Source organism: Nocardia acidivorans NBRC 108247 (assembly GCF_001625085.1).
In the GTDB taxonomy this organism is placed as follows: Bacteria; Actinomycetota; Actinomycetes; order Mycobacteriales; family Mycobacteriaceae; genus Nocardia; species Nocardia acidivorans.
This window is the reverse complement of sequence record NZ_BDAW01000020.1, coordinates 18,495-37,709: the sequence shown is the minus strand read 5'-3', so window position 1 is coordinate 37,709 and position 19,215 is coordinate 18,495. Positions and strand designations below refer to the sequence as shown.

General features: G+C 66.5%; 16 protein-coding genes and 1 pseudogene. 9 read left to right on the top strand and 8 right to left on the bottom strand.

Annotation, left to right across the window (positions count from 1 at the left end; all coding sequences use genetic code 11):
- Positions 1 to 345: 345 nt before the first annotated feature.
- From NA10_RS12745 to NA10_RS39495, 3 genes and pseudogenes are all read left to right on the top strand, one after another.
- Entirely contained in the window at positions 346 to 2,244 is a 1,899-nt protein-coding gene (locus tag NA10_RS12745) for a DUF6301 family protein (RefSeq protein WP_067567663.1), read from the top strand.
- 25 nt (positions 2,245 to 2,269) lie between these two features.
- Entirely contained in the window at positions 2,270 to 2,908 is a 639-nt protein-coding gene (locus NA10_RS12740; protein ID WP_067567661.1) for a class I SAM-dependent DNA methyltransferase, read from the top strand.
- Between the two features lie 131 nt (positions 2,909 to 3,039).
- Positions 3,040 to 3,150: pseudogene (locus NA10_RS39495) on the top strand (zinc-binding dehydrogenase); the annotation flags it as partial.
- A 14-nt stretch (positions 3,151 to 3,164) separates the two neighbouring features.
- Here NA10_RS39495 and dnaB read toward each other — a convergent pair.
- The 5 genes from dnaB to rpsF all read right to left on the bottom strand — a co-directional run bounded on the left by dnaB (position 3,165) and on the right by rpsF (position 7,896).
- A complete protein-coding gene (gene dnaB / locus NA10_RS12735; RefSeq protein WP_067567659.1) occupies positions 3,165 to 5,693 on the bottom strand; it encodes a replicative DNA helicase in 2,529 nt (842 codons plus the stop codon).
- A 465-nt stretch (positions 5,694 to 6,158) separates the two neighbouring features.
- Positions 6,159 to 6,614, bottom strand: coding sequence for a 50S ribosomal protein L9 (gene rplI, locus NA10_RS12730; RefSeq protein WP_067567657.1), 456 nt, complete (start codon positions 6,612 to 6,614; stop codon positions 6,159 to 6,161).
- A gap of 17 nt (positions 6,615 to 6,631) precedes the next feature.
- A complete protein-coding gene (gene rpsR / locus NA10_RS12725) occupies positions 6,632 to 6,883 on the bottom strand; it encodes a 30S ribosomal protein S18 (protein WP_067567655.1) in 252 nt (83 codons plus the stop codon).
- 55 nt (positions 6,884 to 6,938) lie between these two features.
- Positions 6,939 to 7,502: a single-stranded DNA-binding protein gene (locus NA10_RS12720; protein ID WP_067567653.1), complete on the bottom strand. Its 564-nt coding sequence runs from the start codon at positions 7,500 to 7,502 to the stop codon at positions 6,939 to 6,941.
- A gap of 103 nt (positions 7,503 to 7,605) precedes the next feature.
- Complete coding sequence (gene rpsF / locus NA10_RS12715; RefSeq protein ID WP_067567775.1) at positions 7,606 to 7,896, bottom strand: 30S ribosomal protein S6; 291 nt, start codon at positions 7,894 to 7,896, stop codon at positions 7,606 to 7,608.
- Positions 7,897 to 8,150: 254 nt separating this feature from the next.
- Between rpsF and NA10_RS12710 the strand changes: the two genes are divergently transcribed.
- The gene (locus NA10_RS12710; protein WP_067567773.1) at positions 8,151 to 9,470 is read left to right on the top strand and encodes a glycosyltransferase family protein; all 1,320 of its coding nucleotides are present in this window, start codon (positions 8,151 to 8,153) and stop codon (positions 9,468 to 9,470) included.
- Here the strand turns inward: NA10_RS12710 and NA10_RS12705 are convergent.
- Positions 9,467 to 10,024: a CGNR zinc finger domain-containing protein gene (locus NA10_RS12705; protein ID WP_067567651.1), complete on the bottom strand. Its 558-nt coding sequence runs from the start codon at positions 10,022 to 10,024 to the stop codon at positions 9,467 to 9,469. The genes NA10_RS12710 and NA10_RS12705 overlap by 4 nt on opposite strands.
- An 86-nt stretch (positions 10,025 to 10,110) precedes the next feature.
- Here NA10_RS12705 and NA10_RS12700 point away from each other — a divergent pair, with 86 nt between their 5' ends.
- Positions 10,111 to 11,025 (top strand): DMT family transporter, encoded by a 915-nt coding sequence (locus NA10_RS12700; protein WP_245677168.1) that lies wholly within the window; start codon positions 10,111 to 10,113, stop codon positions 11,023 to 11,025.
- Positions 11,026 to 11,042: 17 nt separating this feature from the next.
- Entirely contained in the window at positions 11,043 to 12,005 is a 963-nt protein-coding gene (locus NA10_RS12695) for a DUF389 domain-containing protein (RefSeq protein ID WP_067567648.1), read from the top strand.
- 60 nt (positions 12,006 to 12,065) lie between these two features.
- Here the strand turns inward: NA10_RS12695 and NA10_RS12690 are convergent, their stop codons facing one another.
- Complete coding sequence (locus NA10_RS12690; RefSeq protein WP_218021507.1) at positions 12,066 to 13,175, bottom strand: DUF475 domain-containing protein; 1,110 nt, start codon at positions 13,173 to 13,175, stop codon at positions 12,066 to 12,068.
- A 104-nt stretch (positions 13,176 to 13,279) separates the two neighbouring features.
- Complete coding sequence (locus tag NA10_RS12685; RefSeq protein WP_067567644.1) at positions 13,280 to 13,855, bottom strand: TerD family protein; 576 nt, start codon at positions 13,853 to 13,855, stop codon at positions 13,280 to 13,282.
- 262 nt (positions 13,856 to 14,117) lie between these two features.
- On the opposite strand from NA10_RS12685, the gene NA10_RS12680 reads away from it, so the two are divergent.
- The 3 genes from NA10_RS12680 (at position 14,118) to NA10_RS12670 (ending at position 19,190) form a co-directional block, all read left to right on the top strand.
- A complete protein-coding gene (locus NA10_RS12680) occupies positions 14,118 to 15,263 on the top strand; it encodes a hypothetical protein (protein ID WP_245677167.1) in 1,146 nt (381 codons plus the stop codon).
- A gap of 94 nt (positions 15,264 to 15,357) precedes the next feature.
- Positions 15,358 to 16,515, top strand: a complete 1,158-nt coding sequence (locus NA10_RS12675; RefSeq protein ID WP_067567768.1) for an HpcH/HpaI aldolase/citrate lyase family protein — start codon at positions 15,358 to 15,360, stop codon at positions 16,513 to 16,515.
- Positions 16,512 to 19,190: a phosphoribosyltransferase gene (locus tag NA10_RS12670; RefSeq protein ID WP_373862365.1), complete on the top strand. Its 2,679-nt coding sequence runs from the start codon at positions 16,512 to 16,514 to the stop codon at positions 19,188 to 19,190. Before NA10_RS12675 ends, NA10_RS12670 begins: the two co-directional genes overlap by 4 nt.
- The last annotated feature ends 25 nt before the right edge of the window (positions 19,191 to 19,215 follow it).

The following is a 19,215-nucleotide window of genomic DNA, read 5'->3' as shown; positions in this document are numbered from 1 at the left end:
CCGATGGATGGACAGGCCCCCCGACGGGCCGTGATTCTCCAGGGACGTCGGTATCGGCGCGGGAATCGTTACTGCGGCTACTGGTTAGTTCGCCCGGAGCATCCGTCCGGCAGCGTCTACGGCGGGTGTCGAGGAGTCCGAGCGCGGCTTCGGCGGCGCGCTCCAGGGCCGGATCCACGGACCGGGAGCCCGCCTCGCACTCCCCGCGTATTTCGTGAGTTCGGGGTGACTCCCCGGGCACTCCGAAACTCTCGTCGCTCGCCACCGCTGTACGCGAATGGGACGATTGAATTTCTCAGTCCGGAGCCGAAGTCGCGGGGTGGCGGAACAGCTACTGTCGCGGGCGTGGGTTTCGAGGTTCGGGTGGACGGTGCCGGTGCGGTGGAAATCGTGCGGGCCGCGGTGCGATTCGGCTGGAGCTGGGACGCGACCGATGTGCGCAGCTTCGCGCGCCGAGTGGGATGGGCGACCCCGGAGCCGGTGGGCACCATGCGCCGCGGCGCGGTCTTCTCCCGGACCGGATTGGATATCTGGTGGGATTCGGCCATGTTCTGGGGCAGCGGCCGACGATTGCGGTACGTGCGGATCGCGGTCTCGGACTGCGCCGCCGCCGGGAATTCCGCACTGCTCGCCGAGGCCCTGGACCGGGTGCGCGCCGCGTTCATCGAGGTGTGGGGTGAACCGGAATCCGGTGCCGGACCCGATGACGGTCCCGCCTGGATCTTCCCGAATCTGTTGGCGGGCTTGGCGATCGGACCCAATACCGTCGATCTGATGCTGGTGAATCCCCTGGATCAGCGCTTCTGGATGGATAAGCGACATGAGGCGGCGCGCCGCCGGGCCGCACTCGGCGGCTGGGGCCGGTTCACCGAGGATCTCGCGGATTATCTGGAGACCCTGCCCACCGATGCCCGGCTGGTGATCACCGCGCCCGGTGGCAGATACGTCCAATTCGCGGTGGAGCCGGGCGAATTCACCGGTGAGCTGAGTCGCAGCGAATTCATCGATCCCACATGGCGATACGGTGACGAGGTCGGGGAACTGCTGATCGCACAGGGCTGGACGCCCACCGAGGATGCGAATTGGCGGTGCCGGCTGCCGCGCACCGCGGGCCGCACCGCCGTCAGTCATTTCGCCGCCCGCGCCGTCGAGGCGTTGCGCACCCTGGAGGTCAAGGCGGTCACCGATCTGGTGGCCGATGCCTGGGTGGAGGGCGGGCAGGATCTGGAGGTGGCGGCGCTGGGCATTCCCCCGCACGCCACCGCCCGCACCCAGCGCGCCGAATTCCTGCGCAGCAACGCGCCCTACGGCTTCGATATCGGCCCGCTGCGCGTGGATATTCCGAGCGGAATCGATATCGCGCGTGCCGCAAGGGAATTCGACTGGAGCTGGACCCGCGCCGATATCGCCGCCTTCGCCGAGCGGATCGGCTGGCAGCTGGAAGGCGAGCCCGGTCCGTCCGATCGCGTGGTGCGGGTGAAAACCGCACTGCGCGTGGATCATTCGCAGGCCCGATATTGCTACGACGGTGACCGGCTGGAGTCGGTCTGCATCACCCTGTCCGACAGCATCGAATCCCATCTGTACGAGCAGGGTCCGCCCGTCGAGGTCCGTGAACAGCTGACCGCCGCGGTGACCCGCGCGGTGGACGCCCTGCGGGCGGAGTTCGGCACACCCGTGCACGGTACGATCCGGCAGGCATTCGGCCCGGTGTGGTCGTCCCGCGATGTGGCCATAGGTGTTGTGCCGGACGACAATACGGTTGAACTGCACCTGGTGAACCCCGCCGAACGCGGGCGGCAGCTGATCATCGAACAGCAGCAGACCGCACGCCGCGCGGCCGAACGCGAATGGCGGCAGTTCTTCGACGATTTCGCGGTGGTGGTGGCGGAGCTGCCCGAGAACACCGAGGCCACCGTCGATGCCGGTGATCGCGGCACCGCGCATTTCCAGCGCGATGCCGACGGCCTGCGGGTGCGGTTGGACGCCGAAGCCGGTCTCGGCCTGCACCCGCGCGTCACCGGGCTCATGCGCGCCAATGGCTGGCAGCGCCCGGAGGCTGCGCGCCCGGTCTGGCGGCACGGTCTGTATCGCCCCGCGCTGTACCGCGATTTCCGGCATTTCGTGGAGTTCGCGCTGTGGCCGCTGTGCACTCGAATGGGCCCGTACACGGTGCTGCGGGTGCGCACGGGCGAGGAATATCACGATCTGCGCACCCCGTCGATGGGGGCTACCGGCTTCTGACGGGCTCGGACCTAGAGTCACTGTCATGACCGAGATCGACGATGTACGGGTGACCCGAGAGAGCTATGACGAATTAGCGGAACTGTACGACACCACCTTTCGGCAGCCGATCCAGGAGAACCCCTTCGACCGGGCGATGCTGGAGGTGTTCGCGGCGGCGGTGGGCGCCACCGAGAGCGGACCGGTCGCCGATCTCGGCTGCGGTCCGGGCCGGGCGACGCGCTACCTGGATGAGCTGGGACTGAACGTTTTCGGCCTCGACCTATCCGCGGAGATGATCGGCCGCGCGCGCGCCGCCCTGCCGCATCTGCGATTCGAGATCGGCTCCATGGAGAAGCTGGAGCTGGCGGACGCGTCGCTGGCCGGAATCGTGGCCTGGTACTCCATTATTCATACGCCGCCGCATCGAATTCCCGCGCTGCTGAGCGAATTCGCGCGCGTGCTCCGCCCGGGCGGGCACGCTCTCATCGCCTTCCAAGCCTCCGATGAGTCCCGCGGCATTCAGGAGCATGATCACAAGGTGGCCCCCTCCTACCGCTGGGCCCCCGATACCCTGGCAGCCACCCTGGAGGAGCTCGGCTTCACCGTCACCGCGCGGCTGTCCCGCACCGCCCTGCCCGATGAGCGCACCCCGCAGGGTTGCCTGCTCGCCGTCAGGAACTGAGCAGCTCCGGTTCACGGGCCGCACGCTCGTCGAATACGCTCGGGCCGAATTGATTTCGTCTACATGCCGCAGCGTCCACTGCCCCATGGCGTTGGCCGGCTGCCGGAGATCGGCCCCGAGCGGTCGAGCGCGGTGCGCTGCGCGCCGAGGTATCGCACGTGCTCCCGTTCACCGAGGCCGCGCAGGCCCATCGGCCGAGCGAATCCGGCCGGGTGCGCGGCAAAATCGTGGTGGTTCCCTGACACCCCGGAGACGATCAGCCTCGTGCCATGTCGACAAACCTGCTGAGGTGCAGTTGGTGCGCCACGGTAATGGTTGCTGTCGGGCCATTTCGATGTTTACCGACAATGAGGTCGGCCTCGCCGCCCCGGGGGTCGTCCCGTTCGAAGGCATCGGGGCGATGCAGCAGGATGACCATGTCCGCATCCTGCTCGAGCGAACCAGATTCGCGCAAATCGGACACCATGGGTCGCTTATCGGTTCGCTGCTCCGGACCACGGTTCAGCTGACTGATGGCGATGACGGGAACTTCCAACTCCTTGGCCATCAGTTTGAGGCTTCGGGAGAAGTCCGAGACTTCCTGCTGGCGGGATTCGACCTTCTTACCGGAGCTCATCAGCTGGAGGTAGTCCACGACGATGAGGCGTAGGTCGTGACGCTGTTTGAGACGGCGGGCCTTGGCGCGGATTTCCATCATCGTGAGGTTCGGCGAATCATCCACGAACAGAGGGGCTTCGCTGATCTCGCTCATACGGCGAGCAAGGCGGGTCCAATCGTCATCGCTCATCCGGCCGGAGCGCATATCGCCGAGTTTGATTTTCGCTTCGGCCGATAGGAGGCGCATGACGATTTCGGTGCGGCTCATTTCCAAGGAGAAAATGACACTCGCCATGCCGTGCTTGATTGAGCAACTCCGCATGAAATCCATACCGAGCGTGGAGTTGTGGGTGGGGACCATGGCGCGGCCCGCCAGGTAGAGATGATCGATATTGTCGACCTCCACGCAGCGGACGGGGACGCTCGCGATGGGCCGTACATCCACGATGAAGCGAGAGTTCGAGGTATCGGTCGCACCGCGACGCTTCTTGTGTAGCAGTTCTTTTCGGCTCAGACCGAAAACCTCGTCCTCGGTCGCGAAGGTCAGGGTATAAGCGGTCGATGATTCCTCGGTCCGGCCGCGAACGCGTTTCGTCGACAACTGGCAACGGTAGCCGAGGCTGACGATCAGCTCCTCGACATCGCGAGCAAGACGTTCGCTGGTCACGGCGAACTGCACCGAACCGCCCTTGGTTACGGTGCCGTCGGTATCGAGCAGGCCCGCCAGCAGGGCTCGCCGCTGAGTCTCGGAGGCGCGTAGATATTCCACCGGAATGTGTTTGTCGCCGAGTACGCCGAGGGTGTGGAGCCGAGCCTGCACCGAACCGACGGTGTGGCGGCAGGTTTGGCACATGCGGAGCCCGATCGAAGGGCCACCGCAGACGCCGCAGTGACGCGGTGCCATCGCAGTTTCGGCCGGCAATCGCAGGTGATAACGCAGCGCGACCGACTTCGACTGCACGGTAACGATTCCCTCGTCCTCGATACGGCTGAGGATTTCGGGATCGGCCGTGGTGAGCTGTGCCGCGGCGGAGGTTCCGTCACCGAGCCAGGCACCCAATGTGTACGGGGGGACCAGCAAATCGCGCTGCGGCAGCTGAAGCGCGGCGGCATTGACCACGCTGTGGTTGAGACGCCGGTCGGCGGTATCGCAGCGCAGGGTTGCCGCGATCTCAGCGGTCGTCCTGACTCCGGCGAAGGTTCTTTGATTGCGAATTCGGTTGTAACCGGTCGCCGCGGCCTGCGCCGATCGCCGCGATGCGCGCGTTTCCGTGAGCCACTGGTGCTGCCCATCCGCGACGAGAACTGTGCCATCGGAGAACTCGACCTCGTAGCACGGGCGGTCGGTCATGACCTCGGTGGCCGCCACCACCCTGGTCGGCCGGCCGTCGGCGTCCAGGAGTAGATCGCCGACGGCGACCTCGCCCATGGTGGTCCACCCGGTGGGCGTGGGCAGCGGGGTGTCCAGTGCGAGAGCCTTACCCACACCGGGTCGCGCCGCGACGATGATCATCTGGCCGGCGTGCAGGCCGTTGGTCAGTTCGTCCAATTCGGTGAAACCTGTTGGGACGCCCAGGGAAATGCCGCCGCGGCTGGCGATGGAGTCGATTTCGTCCATGGTGGGCTGGAGCAGGTCTTCCAGGGGGAGGAAGTCTTCGCTGCTGCGGCGTTCGGTGACGTCGTAGAGTTCGGCTTGGGCGCGGTCGACCACTTCGGCCACGTCTTGGCCGTCGGCGCCGGCATAGCCGTATTGGACGATGCGGGTGCCGGCTTCGACCAGGCGGCGCAGGACGGATTTCTCCGCGACGATTTCGGCGTAGTAGCCGGCATTGGCGGCGGTGGGGACCGTTTGGGTCAGGGTGACCAGGTACGGGGGGCCGCCGATGCGCTTGAGTTCGCCTTTGCGGTCCAGGGCGGCGGAGACGGTGACGGGGTCGGCGGGTTCACCGCGGCCGTAGAGGTCCAGGATCGCGTCGTAGACGGCCTGGTGGGCGGGGCGGTAGAAGTCGCCGGGGCGAATGACCTCGATAACGTCGGCGATGGCGTCCTTGGACAGGAGCATGCCGCCCAGCACCGATTGTTCGGCGGCCATATCGTGCGGAGGCTGGCGGCCGAAATCCTCACCGGGGGCTTCACGGTATTGGGAGGATCCGTTGTCGTCGTGGCCGCGATCGTCGATGACTGCCATCTCGACCCGTCCTCTCTCCTACGGCCCGGAAGCGGAATCCCTCACCGTTCTACGCCTGCACACCGACAGATTCGGTCTGCCACGCTGTGAACCTAGGCGACCGGACAGGCACCGACAAACCGAGCTGTGAATACACCTGTGGATAAAGTGGGTGTTGTTCACCAACCGTTGTGCACCCCCTGTGGATAACGTGGGGACAACAGTGGGCTGGGATGATTAACGCCCAGGTAGCGGCCTAGTTCTCACTGTTGGCAACTGTGGAACGAATTGCTCCGGCGTGTCGCCGTCCGTCCACCTTCGGGCGTGTTCGGTGAACACTATTTCACCAGCTTGTGATCTGCTACACAAAGAGAGCGGTTGGTTTGCTCAACCATCCACAACCTGGCAAACAGCCCATAGCGAAATGAAATCGGAGACCGCCCACGCACCCGAGAGTGCGAAGGCGGCCTCCGCTTTCGCGCCGAATTATTCGGCGGCGTTGACCTGCAGGTCGAACTTGGCAGCCACATCGGGGTGCAGGTGCACCACGACGCTGTGCTTGCCGGTGCTCTTGATGTGAGCCTTCGGCAGCTCGATGCTGCGCTTGTCGACAACCGGACCACCGGCGGCCTTGATCGCCGAGGCGATATCGGCGGCGGTGACCGAACCGAAGAGCTTGCCGGTGCCCGCGGTCTTGACGGACAGCGCCACGCCGGTCAGGCCCTCGAGAGCCTGCTTCAGCTCATTGGCGTGATCCAGATCGCGCACCTTGCGCGCGTCCTGGGCACGACGGATGCCGGCAACCTGCTTCTCGGCACCGCGGGTGGCGACGATCGCCAGGCCGCGGGGCAGCAGGAAGTTACGGCCGTAACCGTCCTTGACCTCCACGGTGTCGCCGGGCGCACCGAGGTGATCCACATCAGCAGTCAGAATCAACTTCATTGCTGTGTCTTCCCTTCTCAGCGAGCCGTGGACACGTAAGGCAGCAGTGCGACCTCACGGGAGTTCTTGACGGCAACGGCTACATCGCGCTGATGCTGCACGCAGTTGCCGGTCACCCGGCGCGCGCGGATCTTGCCGCGATCGGACACGTACTTGCGCAGCAGCGCGGTGTCCTTGTAGTCGATATTGACGGTGCCGGTCTTGGCTTCCTTGCAGAAAGCACAAGCCTTCTTCTTCAGCACCTTCTCGCGTGCCGGTGCTTTGGCCATGAGTTTTACTCCGTAATCCTGGGGGAGCTCTCAGGCTCCCTGCGAAAGCCGTTGCCTAGAACGGCGGTTCATCGTCCATCTGCTGCCCGCCCCCGAAGGAGCCGGCCGCGGGCGCACTGCCCCACGGGTCGTCGCCGGCACTCTGGCCGCCGCGACCTCCGCCACTGCCACTGCCACCGCCGGAGAAACCGCCGCCTTGGCCGCCACCCTGAGGAGCACCGCCGCCCGAGAAGCCTCCGCCGCCACCGCCACGGGTGGTTTTGTTGATCTTCGCGGTCGCGTACTTCAGGGAGGGACCGACCTCTTCGACCTCGAGCTCGACGACCGTGCGCTTCTCACCCTCGCGGGTTTCGTAGGAGCGCTGCTTCAGTCGACCACTCACGATCACCCGAGATCCACGGGTCAGGCTCTCGGCGACATTCTCCGCAGCTTCTCGCCAGATGTTGCAGCGCAGGAAAAGCGCTTCGCCGTCTTTCCATTCATTGGTATTACGGTCGAACACACGGGGAGTCGACGCGACCGTGAAGTTCGCGACGGCCGCTCCCGCGGGCGTGAATCGAAGCTCGGGGTCAGCCGTCAAGTTTCCGATGACGGTGATGACCGTGTCGCCTGCTGCCATGGTTCCTCCTGCTATCCGGTGCAGTCCGCAGTGCACTCGCCTGTTGCGCTCAGCCTAGAGACACAGACCGACGCATTGTGAGCGCACATGCGGGGGGCAGGACCTACTTCTTGCCGAGGCGCAGCACCTTGGTGCGCAGCACCGACTCGTTGAGGCCCAACTGGCGATCGAGTTCGCTGACGGTCGCCGGCTCGGCGGTCAGCTTGACGACGGCGTAGATGCCTTCGGCGTTCTTGGCGATCTCGTAAGCGAGACGACGCTTGCCCCAGATGTCGACGTTGTCGACCTTGCCGCCTTCTGAACCAACCACGCCGAGCATGGTGTTCAGGTTCGGGCCAACGGTGCGCTCGTCCAGACTCGGATCGAGGATAACCATCACTTCATAATGACGCACGGACCTCATCACCTCCTATGGGCTTATACGGCCACGGACGATCCGTGGCAGGAGGGTTCGTTGCGTCAGCAACCCGCCAAGGCTACATGAACCGGTTGTGAGCTGCGAAATCGGCTCGGTCCCCGGGTTTGACGGGCCGGGACCGGGGCGCTGGCCCTAGGGTGGGGGCCATGCCGAACCGACCCGTCGCCAGTGAGCCGGTCGCCGACCGCCGCCCGGGCTCGGTGTGGTCGTCGTTCGGCTTCGTCTCCGTAATGGTGTGCGCGGTCACACTATTGGTCGCCTACTTCAATAAGGCGCGCTGCGCGGGCGCGCCCTTCGACGAAAACGGCCGCAGCACCATCTTCGATTCGGTGAAGGATTCGGCGGTCTGCTATTCCGATATCCAGTTCCTGTGGCTGGGCCGCGATATCAACGAGCATGTCTTCCCGTATCTGAGCGGTGGGATCACCCCGGACGGCGCGCTCACCGGCGGCGCGGTCGAATATCCGGTGCTGAGTGGGCTTTTCATGTGGCTGGGCGCGATCGGCGCGCACGATGACGCGGCGTTTCTGCTGCATTCGGCGCTGCTGCTGGCCCCGTTCGCGCTGCTGACCGCTTATATGTTGGGCCGCATGGGCGGTCGCGCCGCGCTGCTGTGGGCGGCCGGACCGCCGTTGATCCTGTACGCCTTCCACAACTGGGAGCTGCCCGTGGTGTGCGCGGCGGTCGGCGCGGTGTACATCGTGACCAGCATGACCCGATACTCGTTGCGCGCCCGTGCGATTGCCGCCGCGATGCTGCTGGGCATCGGCTTCTGCCTGAAGCTGTATCCCGGAATCTTCGTGCTGCCCTTGCTTTTATACGTACTGGTCGGCGAACCGGAGCAGGGTGTGGACGCGCGGTCGCCGCGTCCGTTCGATGTGCGGGGCGCGCTCGCGGTGGCCGCGACGGCGATCGGCACGGTGGTGCTGGTCAATCTGCCGTTCGCGCTGGCCGGTTATGAGGGCTGGCGGGCGTCGATCACCTTCCAGCAGTTGCGGCAGGCCGATATCACCACCAATTCGATCTGGTACTGGGGTCTGCGCCCGATGTTCGGCAAGACCGCCGCCGATGAGTCCGCCTTCCAGGATGTGGTAGCGGTGGCCTCGCCGGTGCTGATCCTGGCGGCCTTCGCGCTGGCGGCGTGGCTGGGCTGGCGGCGTTTCGCGGTCACCGGTGTGTATCCGTGGATCGGTGTCAGCGGGGCCATGCTGTGCGGATTCCTGCTGTTCCACAAGGTGCATTCACCGCAGTACACGCTGTGGCTGATCCCGTTCCTGGTGCTGCTGCGGGTGCGCTGGTCGCTGATCGTGGTGTATCTGCTGGCCGATGCCGCCATCGGGATCGGGGTGTTCCGGTACTTCTACGCGCTGGGTTCCGGGCATTCCGCGGAGCTCGAGGAGAATGTGGTGCAGTTCGGCGTCTGGGGCCGGGCGGCGCTGTTGCTGGTCCTGTTCTTCCTGTTCATTCGGGCCAAGCCGCGCGCGCGGGAGGGCACGGCGGACGAGTTCGATCGGGACCGCGCACCGATTTTGGCGTATTCGGCGCTCTAATGCGTTGCCGCTGAATCGTTTTCGGTATTGCGGGCGCGAAATGCCGCGCTCTTGGCCCGATTTCCGCAGATTGTCATATCGCACCAGCGGCGTGAGCCCGCGCGCGAGGTGTCCACGTAGAGCCGGGTGCAGTCCGCGCGCCCGCACTCGCGGACCCGATCGCGATCCCCGCCGCCGGCCAGTTCGACGGCCGAGCGGGCGATGGCGGCGAGCACCGATTCGCTGGTGCCGCTGCGCCGTACGCCGCCCTCGGCGGTGAGTTCGACCACGGGCAGCGGGCCGCGGGCGATCTCGTTGACCAGTCGCCGATCGGCGTCGGCGACGGGCTCGCCGGCGATGACCGCCAGCGTCATGCGCCAGGTGGCTTCGCGTAATCGCGTGGCGCGCGCCAATTCGGCGGCGTCGGCCGGGGGCGCGGTGTCCAGCAGATCCGCCTGTACCGCCCAGATGCCGAGGTCGGCGGGGGTTTCGAGGGTGTCCTCGAACCGGGATCGCCGGGCCTTCACGGTGCCGATGAAGTCCAAAGCCAGATTGCCGCTGACGAAGGTGAACATATTTTCACCATAACCCCCTTGACAGGTTACGTCGACGGCGCGCAGGGTAACAACCGGCTCGAGCGGTTACTCGATGGGAGATGGCGATGCGGAACCGACTCATGGACGGGATCGCACAACCCGTCTTCGTGCTGATGTGGAGCAGCGCGTTCATCGTCGGAATCATCGGCGTCGGCGCGGCCCCGCCCATGGTGGTGCTGTTGGGCCGCTACGTCGTCGCCGGACCCCTGCTGGTGCTGTACGGCCTTGCGGTACACGCGGTCTGGCCGCGCGGCAGACAACTGCGGCACGTCATGATCGCCGGGCTGCTCATGCAGATCGTGCAGTTCGGCGCCTTCTACACCGCCATGGGCGAACACGTCTCCGCCGCGGTCATCTCCCTGGTGCAGGGCTTGAATCCCGTTGTCATCGCGCTGTTCTCGGGTTTGCTCGGTGAACACATCAGCAAGCGGCAGTGGCTCGGATTCGGTATCGGCGGCCTCGGTGTGGCCTTCGCGGTCAGCGATCAATCCCATTTCTCCTGGCCGGGCCTGCTGCTCTGCCTGATCGGCCTGCTCGGCCTGAGCCTGGGCACCGTCTACCAGAAGAGGTTCACCCCCACCGTGGACTCGCGCGCGGCGACCGCCGTGCACCAGCTGGTCAGTGCCCCGTTCGCCGGTCTCCTCGTACTGTTGAGCGGCAATTTCCACATCAGCGATCCGGGCCGGTTCGGCCTCTCGCTGACCTGGATGGTGCTGGTCAACTCCATGGGCGCGTTCCTGCTGCTGAACGCCATGCTGCGGCGCTGGGACGCCACCCGGGTCGGCAAGCTCTTCTTCGCCACCCCCGTCACCACCGCCGTGCTGGCCTGGCTGTTCATCGCACAACCGTTGCACCCCATGACCATTGCCGGACTCGCCGTCGGAATCGTGGGCATGGTGCCGGCCTCGCGCAAGGCTCCCGCGGCGGCCCCCGCGCTCGCCGCGCCGAAGCCGCTGGCGCCCGAACCCGCCGGGGTCTGACCGGGCAGACTGTGCCCATGTTGAACCTGCGGATCATGGCTCCCGCCGCGATGACCGATGCGGTGCTCGGCGCCCTGGAATGCGATGAGGCCGTCACCGGTCTCGCCGTTTTCCGGGGTGCGGCGGTGCGCCCGGCCGGTGATGTGGTCACCGCCCAGGTGGCCCGCGAGGCCGCCAATGACGTGATCGACCGGCTGCGCGCGCTGAAGGTGCATCGCGAGGGCAGCATCGAGATCGAGGAGGTGCGGAACTGGTTGTCGCGCAGCGGTTTCGAGGCCGAGGTCCGCACCCCGGGCAGTAGCGCCGATGCGGTGGTGTGGGCGGAGGTGACCCAGCGCTCCTATGAGGAGACCGAGCTCAACTGGACCTATCTGAGCTTCATGACGCTGGCGACGATCATCGCGAGTATCGCCATCGTGCTGGATTCGCAGATTCTGGTGATCGGCGCGATGGTGCTCGGCCCGGAATTCGGTGCGATCGCCGCACTCGGCGTGGCCCTGGTGCGGCGGCGATTCGTGCTGCTGCAATTGGCGATTCGCACCCTGGTGGCGGGTTTCGTGGTGGCCATCGGCATCACCATCGTGCTGGCGCTGATGGCGCGCGGGCTGGGGTGGATCACCCTGGACAATGTGATCGGCCCGCGCCCGAGCACGCACTTCATCTACACCCCCGACAAGTGGTCGTTCATCGTGGCGGTGGTGGCAGCCGCGGCGGGCGTGCTCTCCATCACCTCGGCGAAATCGGTTGGCCTGGCCGGAGTTTTCATCTCGGTGACCACGGTGCCCGCCGCCGGGAATATCGCGCTCGGGGTGGCCTTCGGCAATGGGTCGACCATCTGGGGGAGCGTGGCGCAGTTGCTGGTGAATGTCGCGGGCATGGCCCTGGCGGGCTGGGTGACGCTGGCGATACAGCAGCGACTGTGGACGCGAATGTCGGTGCGGCGGGCCAGGTTCATGGTGCGCCCACGTCGCATGCTCTGAACGCGACCGCGCCCGGCACGCGAAATCGCATGCCGGGCGCGGGAAACGGGGCTGTGGAACTCAGCCGACCGGTGTCGGCTCCTCGCTGGTCAGACTTTTGGACTCGTCGTCATCCGCCCGTCGATTGCGAATGATGCTGGTGATGAAGGCCGCGCCGATGAACGCGACGCCGACCAGACCGGTGACCACCTCGTTGACGTGCACGCCGATCGAGACGAGCAGGATGATCGCCAGCGCACCGATGGCCCAGTGCGCGCCGTGCTCCAGGTACACGTACTCCGAGAGCGTGCCCTTGCGCACCAGGTACACGGTGATGGAGCGGACGAACATGGCGCCGATCAGACCCAGGCCCAGGGCGATCAGGATCGGGTCCGAGGTGATGGCGAACGCGCCGATGACGCCGTCGAAGGAGAACGAGGCGTCGAGCACTTCCAGGTACAGGAACAGGAAGAACGCCGCCTTGCCGACCGCCTTGACCGCACCGCCGGGACCGGTCTCGGCCCCCTCTTCGAGCTCTTCGGTGTGGAACATGGAGCCGAGCCCGTCGACCAGTATGTAGGTCACCACACCCAGTACGCCCGAAAGCAGCACGGTGCCACGGTCATCGGCGTCCGCGATGACCTCGGCGGCGATGACGATGGCGAGCAGGGTGAGCACGACCGAGAGCATGTCCAGCTTGCCGAGTTTGGCCAGCGGGCGCTCGATCCAGCCGAGCCAGGTGATCTCATGCTCTTCGAGGATGAAGTTCAGGAACAGCAGCAGCAGGAACGCGCCACCGAAGGCGGCGATCTGCGGATGCGCGTCGGTGAGCAGCTTCTCGTAGGAGGCGCTGCCGTCGGGGAAGGTGAGCGCGCCGTCCTCGGGCGGGTTCATCGCCAGATCGAACGCGCGCTTGGGGTCCAGGCCCGCGGTGACCCAGACGATGGCGAGTGGGAAGACCAGTCGCATGCCGAAGACGGCGATGACCACGCCGACGGTAAGGAAGATCTTCTGCCAGAACTCGCTCATCCGTTGCAGGACACTGGCATTGATGACGGCATTGTCGAACGACAGCGACACCTCGAGGACGCCCAGGATGGCGCACAGTGCCAGCGCTGTCGGACCGCCGTACACGAATGCCGCTATCAGGGCGAGCACCGAGACGATGATGGAGAGGCCGAAAATACGCACCGCTAGGGGGCCTTTCGTAGTGCCGAGATCGAAGTCAGGATCGGAAATGCTCGCACGAGGAGGGCCCCTGTACCCGAGCCCCCCTGGCGCGTCGAACTATTCGATTAAACGTTGACGCCGTAGTCGCGGGCGATACCGGACAGACCCGACGCGTAGCCCTGGCCGATGGCCCGGAACTTCCACTCGGCGCCATTGCGGTACAGCTCGCCGAAGACCATGGCGGTCTCGGTGGAGGCGTCCTCGGTGAGGTCGTAGCGGGCCAGCTCGGCGCCGTTGGCGCGGTCGACGACGCGGATGTAGGCATTGCGGACCTGGCCGAAGCTCTGGCCGCGCTGATCCGCCTCGTAGATCGAGACCGGGAAGAAGATGGACTCGATGCTGGGCGGGGTGGCCGCGAGATCGATATTGATGATCTCGTCGTCGCCTTCGCCTTCACCGGTGAGGTTGTCGCCGGTGTGCACGATGGAGCCTTCGGGCGAGGTCAGGTTGTTGAAGAAGACGAAGTGCTTGTCCGAGACAACCTTCTTGTCGGCACCGGTGGCGATCGCGCTCGCGTCCAGGTCGAAGTCGGTCCCGGTGGTGGTCCGCACGTCCCAGCCGAGGCCGACCGACACGGCGGTGAGGTTCGGGGCCTGCTTCGTCAGCGAAACATTGCCGCCCTTGGACAAACTGACACCCATGCGGGAATCCCTTCCGTTGGAAAGCGTTCAAACGTTCTTGTAGCGCGGCATGTCCGAATTGCCGGGTCCGCACGTACGACCCTAGTAGTTTTCCGCGAGCTTGTGCATGAACAAACCGAGGACATCCCCCGGCACCAGCCTGTCACGCGACATGTCACCCGGTTCATCGCGACAGTCGCCCGCGATGTGAACGGGCACCTAACATCGGGGCGTGGCAGGCCGTAGACGCGGATGGTTCCGGTCCCCCCGGGACACAGAATGGGTGCAGCAGGCCCGGACGGCGCTGACCGCCGCCTTCCTGGACATGGACACCCGGCAGAGCATTGCCGAGAATGCCGTCGCGGCTTCCGCGCAGGTGTTTCCCGAGCGCGGTATGGCCGCGCAGTGGGATCGGGTGCGAGCGCGCTGCTATGACGCCGCGGGCTCCTATCTGGCCCTGAACGAGCGCCTGGACCAGGCCGAACGGGAGGGCGGATCGATTCCGCAGGCCGAGATCGACGGGCAGATCCGCAAACTCGCCGAAGCCGCGCGCGGGGTGGACGACTTCTATCGCGGCAATCAGGCGCATCTCGAGCACGCGGTCGCGGTGTACGGTTCGGTGCCGCAGTTGGTGGCGCAGGTGCGCTCGGCGGCCCAGCGGGCCCGGCAGGCCGCGGACGACTCACCGTTCTCCGGGTATGGGTCGGTGCTGCTGTCCAAGGCCGCGGTCGATGAGGGTCTCATCACACTGGAGTCGGCCGCGAGCGCCGGTGTGGGCGCGACTCGTGCGGCCGCGACGGAGTTGGAGAATCGCACCCGCGCACTGTCAAGGGCACTGGAAGACGCACCGGGCAAACAGCATTCGGCGACCACCGCACTGGCATCGGCGGGTACCCGGCTGGCGGCCGCCCAGCATCGCACCGAGCGACTCGCCCCCGCGCTGTCTTCCCTGCTCCGAGAGTTCAACGCTGCGAGTTCGGCGGATTTGGCGAACAATGAGCGGCAAGCCCACCGAGCGATCGACGCCGCAGCCGCGGACCTGTCCCGGGCGCGGGCCGCACTGCAGAACAACGACCCGGAGCAAACGCTTGAATTGACCACATCCGCCCGCGGGCACCTCGCCTCCGCGGAGGAGCAGGCCGACGCCGTCACCGACCGTCTGGCACTGTTGCGCGAGGTCCGCGAGAAGCCACAGGAGAAGGCCAAGACCGTCCGGTTCAAACTGCGGGACGCGCAGATGCTGGCGGTGAACAACGGTCTCGTCCCGCAGTGGGGTTCGGTACTGGATGCCCAGTCCGAACGCCTGGATCGCGTGGTCGCCGGGCTCACCGGCCCGCATCCGGACTATTGGGCGTATATCTCCGAACTGGATGCCGTCTCGGCGTTCATAGCGGGTGTTGTCGAACGCATGCGAAGTACCGATAGATAAACCGACCGAACAGTAGGAGGCACGGGGGTCGATGACCGCGATTATCAGCACCTATCCGGAAGTCGCCCCCGTATCCCTGCACAAGCGCTTCCCCATGCGCCACTTCCCGCAGGTACCCGGGCCGGAACTGCGACTGCTCTTCCACCGCCTGCCCGAACCCTTCGGCGACTCCACCGACCGCGATCTGCTGTCGATGGCCCTGGGCGCGACGCTGTACGTCCCGGCCACCCGCGACGACCTCACCGCCACCATTGGGCGGCGGGCCGCGCGCGGGGTCTGCTCCATGGTCATCGACCTCGAGGACGCGGTCCCCGACCACGACCTGGAGTACGGGAAGAAGCAGGCCGCGCGGACCCTGGACGAACTCGGCAGCGGCGTCGCGGCGTATCCGCTGCTGTTCGTACGGGTGCGCGATGCCGAGACCGTGGGCGAGATCGTGGCCACCCTCGGGCCGGGTGCGCGAGCGCTCACCGGATTCGTCTTCCCCAAATTCGACAGCACCTCCGGCGCGAGATACCTCGATGCCCTCGACGCGGCGTCGAAGACGCTGGGCCGCAAGGTCTTCGGCATGCCGGTGCTGGAATCTCCGGCGCTGGTGCACCGGCAGACCCGCGATCTGGAGCTGCACCGCATCCAGGACATGCTCACCGCCCGCCGCGACAGCGTGCTCGCGGTGCGCATCGGCGCCACGGATATGTGCTCCACCTTCGGAATTCGGCGTGATCGCGATCTGACCATCTACGACGTGCGGGTGGTCGCCGATGTGATCGCCGATATCGTGAACTATCTGGGGCGCACGGACGGAACGGGATTCACCATCACCGGACCGGTGTGGGAGTACTTCGCCGATCACGAGCGCATGTTCCGGCCGCAACTGCGCACCTCACCCTTTTCCGAGGCCGATGCGGTGCCGTTCCGGCAGTACCTGGTCAGCCGGGATCTGGACGGACTGCTGCGCGAGATAACCCTGGACCGCGCCAATGGCATTCAGGGCAAGACGGTCATCCACCCCTCGCATGTGGCGGTGGTGCACGCGCTGTCGGTGGTCACCCACGAGGAGTACTCCGACGCGCTGGACATCCTGCGCGAGGACTCCGGCGGTGTGGCGGCCTCGGAGTATCGCAACAAAATGAACGAGATGAAGCCGCATCGCAGCTGGGCGCGCCAAACCATCCTGCGGGCAAGAGTTTTCGGAGTCACAAATAAGGGCGTCTCCTTCGTGGATCTATTGAAAGTGCTGGTGGCATCGTGACTTCGGGTTCTGAGGGCACAGTGACCGTGCAGCCCTGGGCGACCCGCGAACTCGGTTTCGGACTCCGGCACGGTGACAGCCACGTCTCGGACGCCGGGAGTCGGGACTGGGATATCCCGGCCCTGATCGAACCGGGGCTGCGGCGCAATCCCCGGCGCGCGCACCTGCTGGTCTCCACCGTGCTGGGCAAACACCTCCCCACCGATCCGCACCGCGTCATCGACGCGGGCGATCGACTGGGCGATCTGGTGCTGACCCTCCTCGGCGAGCACGCGGCCAACGCGGGACCCGCCCCGACGGGCGACAGCGCCGCGGTCAGCGACGGGCAGACCAGCGCGAGTCCGCGTGCCTCCCACGCGGTCGTGCTCGGATTCGCCGAGACCGCAACGGGACTCGGCCATATCGTGGCGGCGCGGATCGGTGCTCAGTGCTACCTGCACTCCACCCGCCGCGATGTGCCGACGGCGCACACCCTCACCGCTTTCGAGGAGGGGCATTCGCATGCGACTTCCCACCTCCTGCAACCGATGCCCGCCGACATCTTCCGCAACGAGCTGCCCATGGTGTTGGTGGATGACGAAATCTCCACCGGCGCAACCGCACTCGATGCGATCCGGGCGCTGCACGCCTCCACTCCGCGCCCGCACTACATCCTGGCCTCCCTGGTCGACATGCGCACCGAGAGCGACAAGGCGGCCTTCGCAGCGGCCGCCGTCGAGCTCGGCGCCACCATCGACACGGTCTGCCTCGCCTCCGGCGAAACCCTCCTCCCCGAGAGCCTGATCGATTCCGTTGCCGCCCTGCCGGATCCGATCCTGAACCCGGTGGCCGCGAACCGAGGCCGGAACGCGCGCATCGAATTGCCGTGGCCGGATGCCGTACCCGAGGGTGGACGTCACGGGGTGCTGCATGCCGACATCGCGATGTTCGAGGCCGCGCTGTCCGCCGCGGCCGCGACACTACGAGCGGGTATCGCCGCACTCCCGTGGAGCGGCATCGATTCCGCGGTGTCGTCGGCCCCCGCCGCGGATACCGCGGACAGCGCCGCGGTTGGTCGCGCCGAGTTGAAATCAGTTGCTTCGGAACGCGGCACGGGGGATGAAGGGTTACTGCCGCGTCCGGTGATCGTGCTGGCGCACGAGGAGCTCATGTACCTACCGCTGCGGCTGGCGGCGGTACTGGCCGACGCGGGTGTGCCCACGCGGTACCAGACGACGACTCGTTCACCGGCGTATGTGCTGGATGAGCCCGGATATCCGCTGCGCCGCGGATTCCGTTTCACCGCACCGGAACTCGGTGAGGACGCGCCGCGGTTCGTCTACAACGCGGCGTGGCCGGAACCCGCGGCTGTCGAACCGATTCTGGTGGTCGTGATCGACGAACCCGCTGATACCGAACGACTTACGGCCGCGGGCGGCCTGATCGATGTGCTGACCGCCTCCGGTGCGGACGTGGTGCTGGCCGTGGTGCCCGGGGCCGACCCGCAATCATTGCGGGCCGTACGGCGTGAGCGCTTCCCGGCGGAAGGGCAGCTCCGCCGCGAGGCGGGGGCGGATCGGATATTGCCCGAACCGTTGCGCGGACCCGAGTTCGGGTCCTATGCGGCGGACGAAGTGGCTTGGCTGCTGAAGGATCTCTCCGGTGCGGATCTGGAAGCCGATGTGGCGGAACGGGAACGGCGGATCCAGGCGGGGATCGCGCATTACGCGGAGTCGCTGCCGGTCGAGTACCAGCCCGATGCGGCGTACCGGGAGCTTTTCGACCGGGTGCTGTCCGAGAGTGCCGAGCGGTTGGCGCTGGCGGTGGCCACCGTGGCCGAACTGGTCGTGGCCGAGCGCGGTGACGATGTGGTGCTGGTGTCGCTGGCGCGGGCCGGAACTCCGGTCGGGGTGCTGATGCGGCGGTGGCTGGCCACCCGCGGCCTGGATGTTCCGCACTACGCGGTGTCGATCGTGCGGGATCGCGGTATCGATGCGGTAGCACTGGATTACCTTGCCCGGCATCATGATCCGGCGAATATCGTCTTCGTGGACGGCTGGACCGGCAAGGGCGCGATCACCCGCGAACTGGCCGAGGCGCTCGACGCCTACGCCGCGGCGGGCGGGGCGCGGTTCAATCCCGATCTGGCGGTGCTCGCCGATCCGGGCGCCTGCGTCAGCACCTACGGCACCCGCGATGATTTCCTGATCGCCTCGGCCTGTCTGAATTCCACCGTCTCCGGGCTGGTTTCGCGCACGGTGCTGAACGACACCCTGATCGGCCCCGGCGATTACCACGGTGCGAAGTTCTATGCCGAACTCGCCGCCGACGATGTCTCGGGCCGGCTGCTCGACGCGGTGACGGCCGCCTTCGACACCGTGCGCCCCCGGGTCGCCGCGCACCTCGAATCGGTGCGGAACTCCGACCGCACCCCCACCTGGGCCGGATGGGCCTCGGTGGAACAGGTCCGCGCGGCGTACGGCGTGGCCAGCGTGAATTTCGTGAAACCCGGTGTGGGCGAGACGACCCGGGTGCTGCTGCGCCGCGTCCCGTGGCGGGTGCTGGTCCGTGAGGCCGACGCCCCCGAGCACGCGCATATCCGCATGCTCGCCGCCGCCCGGGACGTGCCCGTCGAGGTGGTGCCCGACCTCGCCTACGCCTGTATGGGACTGATCAAGGACGTGGCCGAGTCGTGAGCCGGAAACCGTTGTCGCGCAGGGA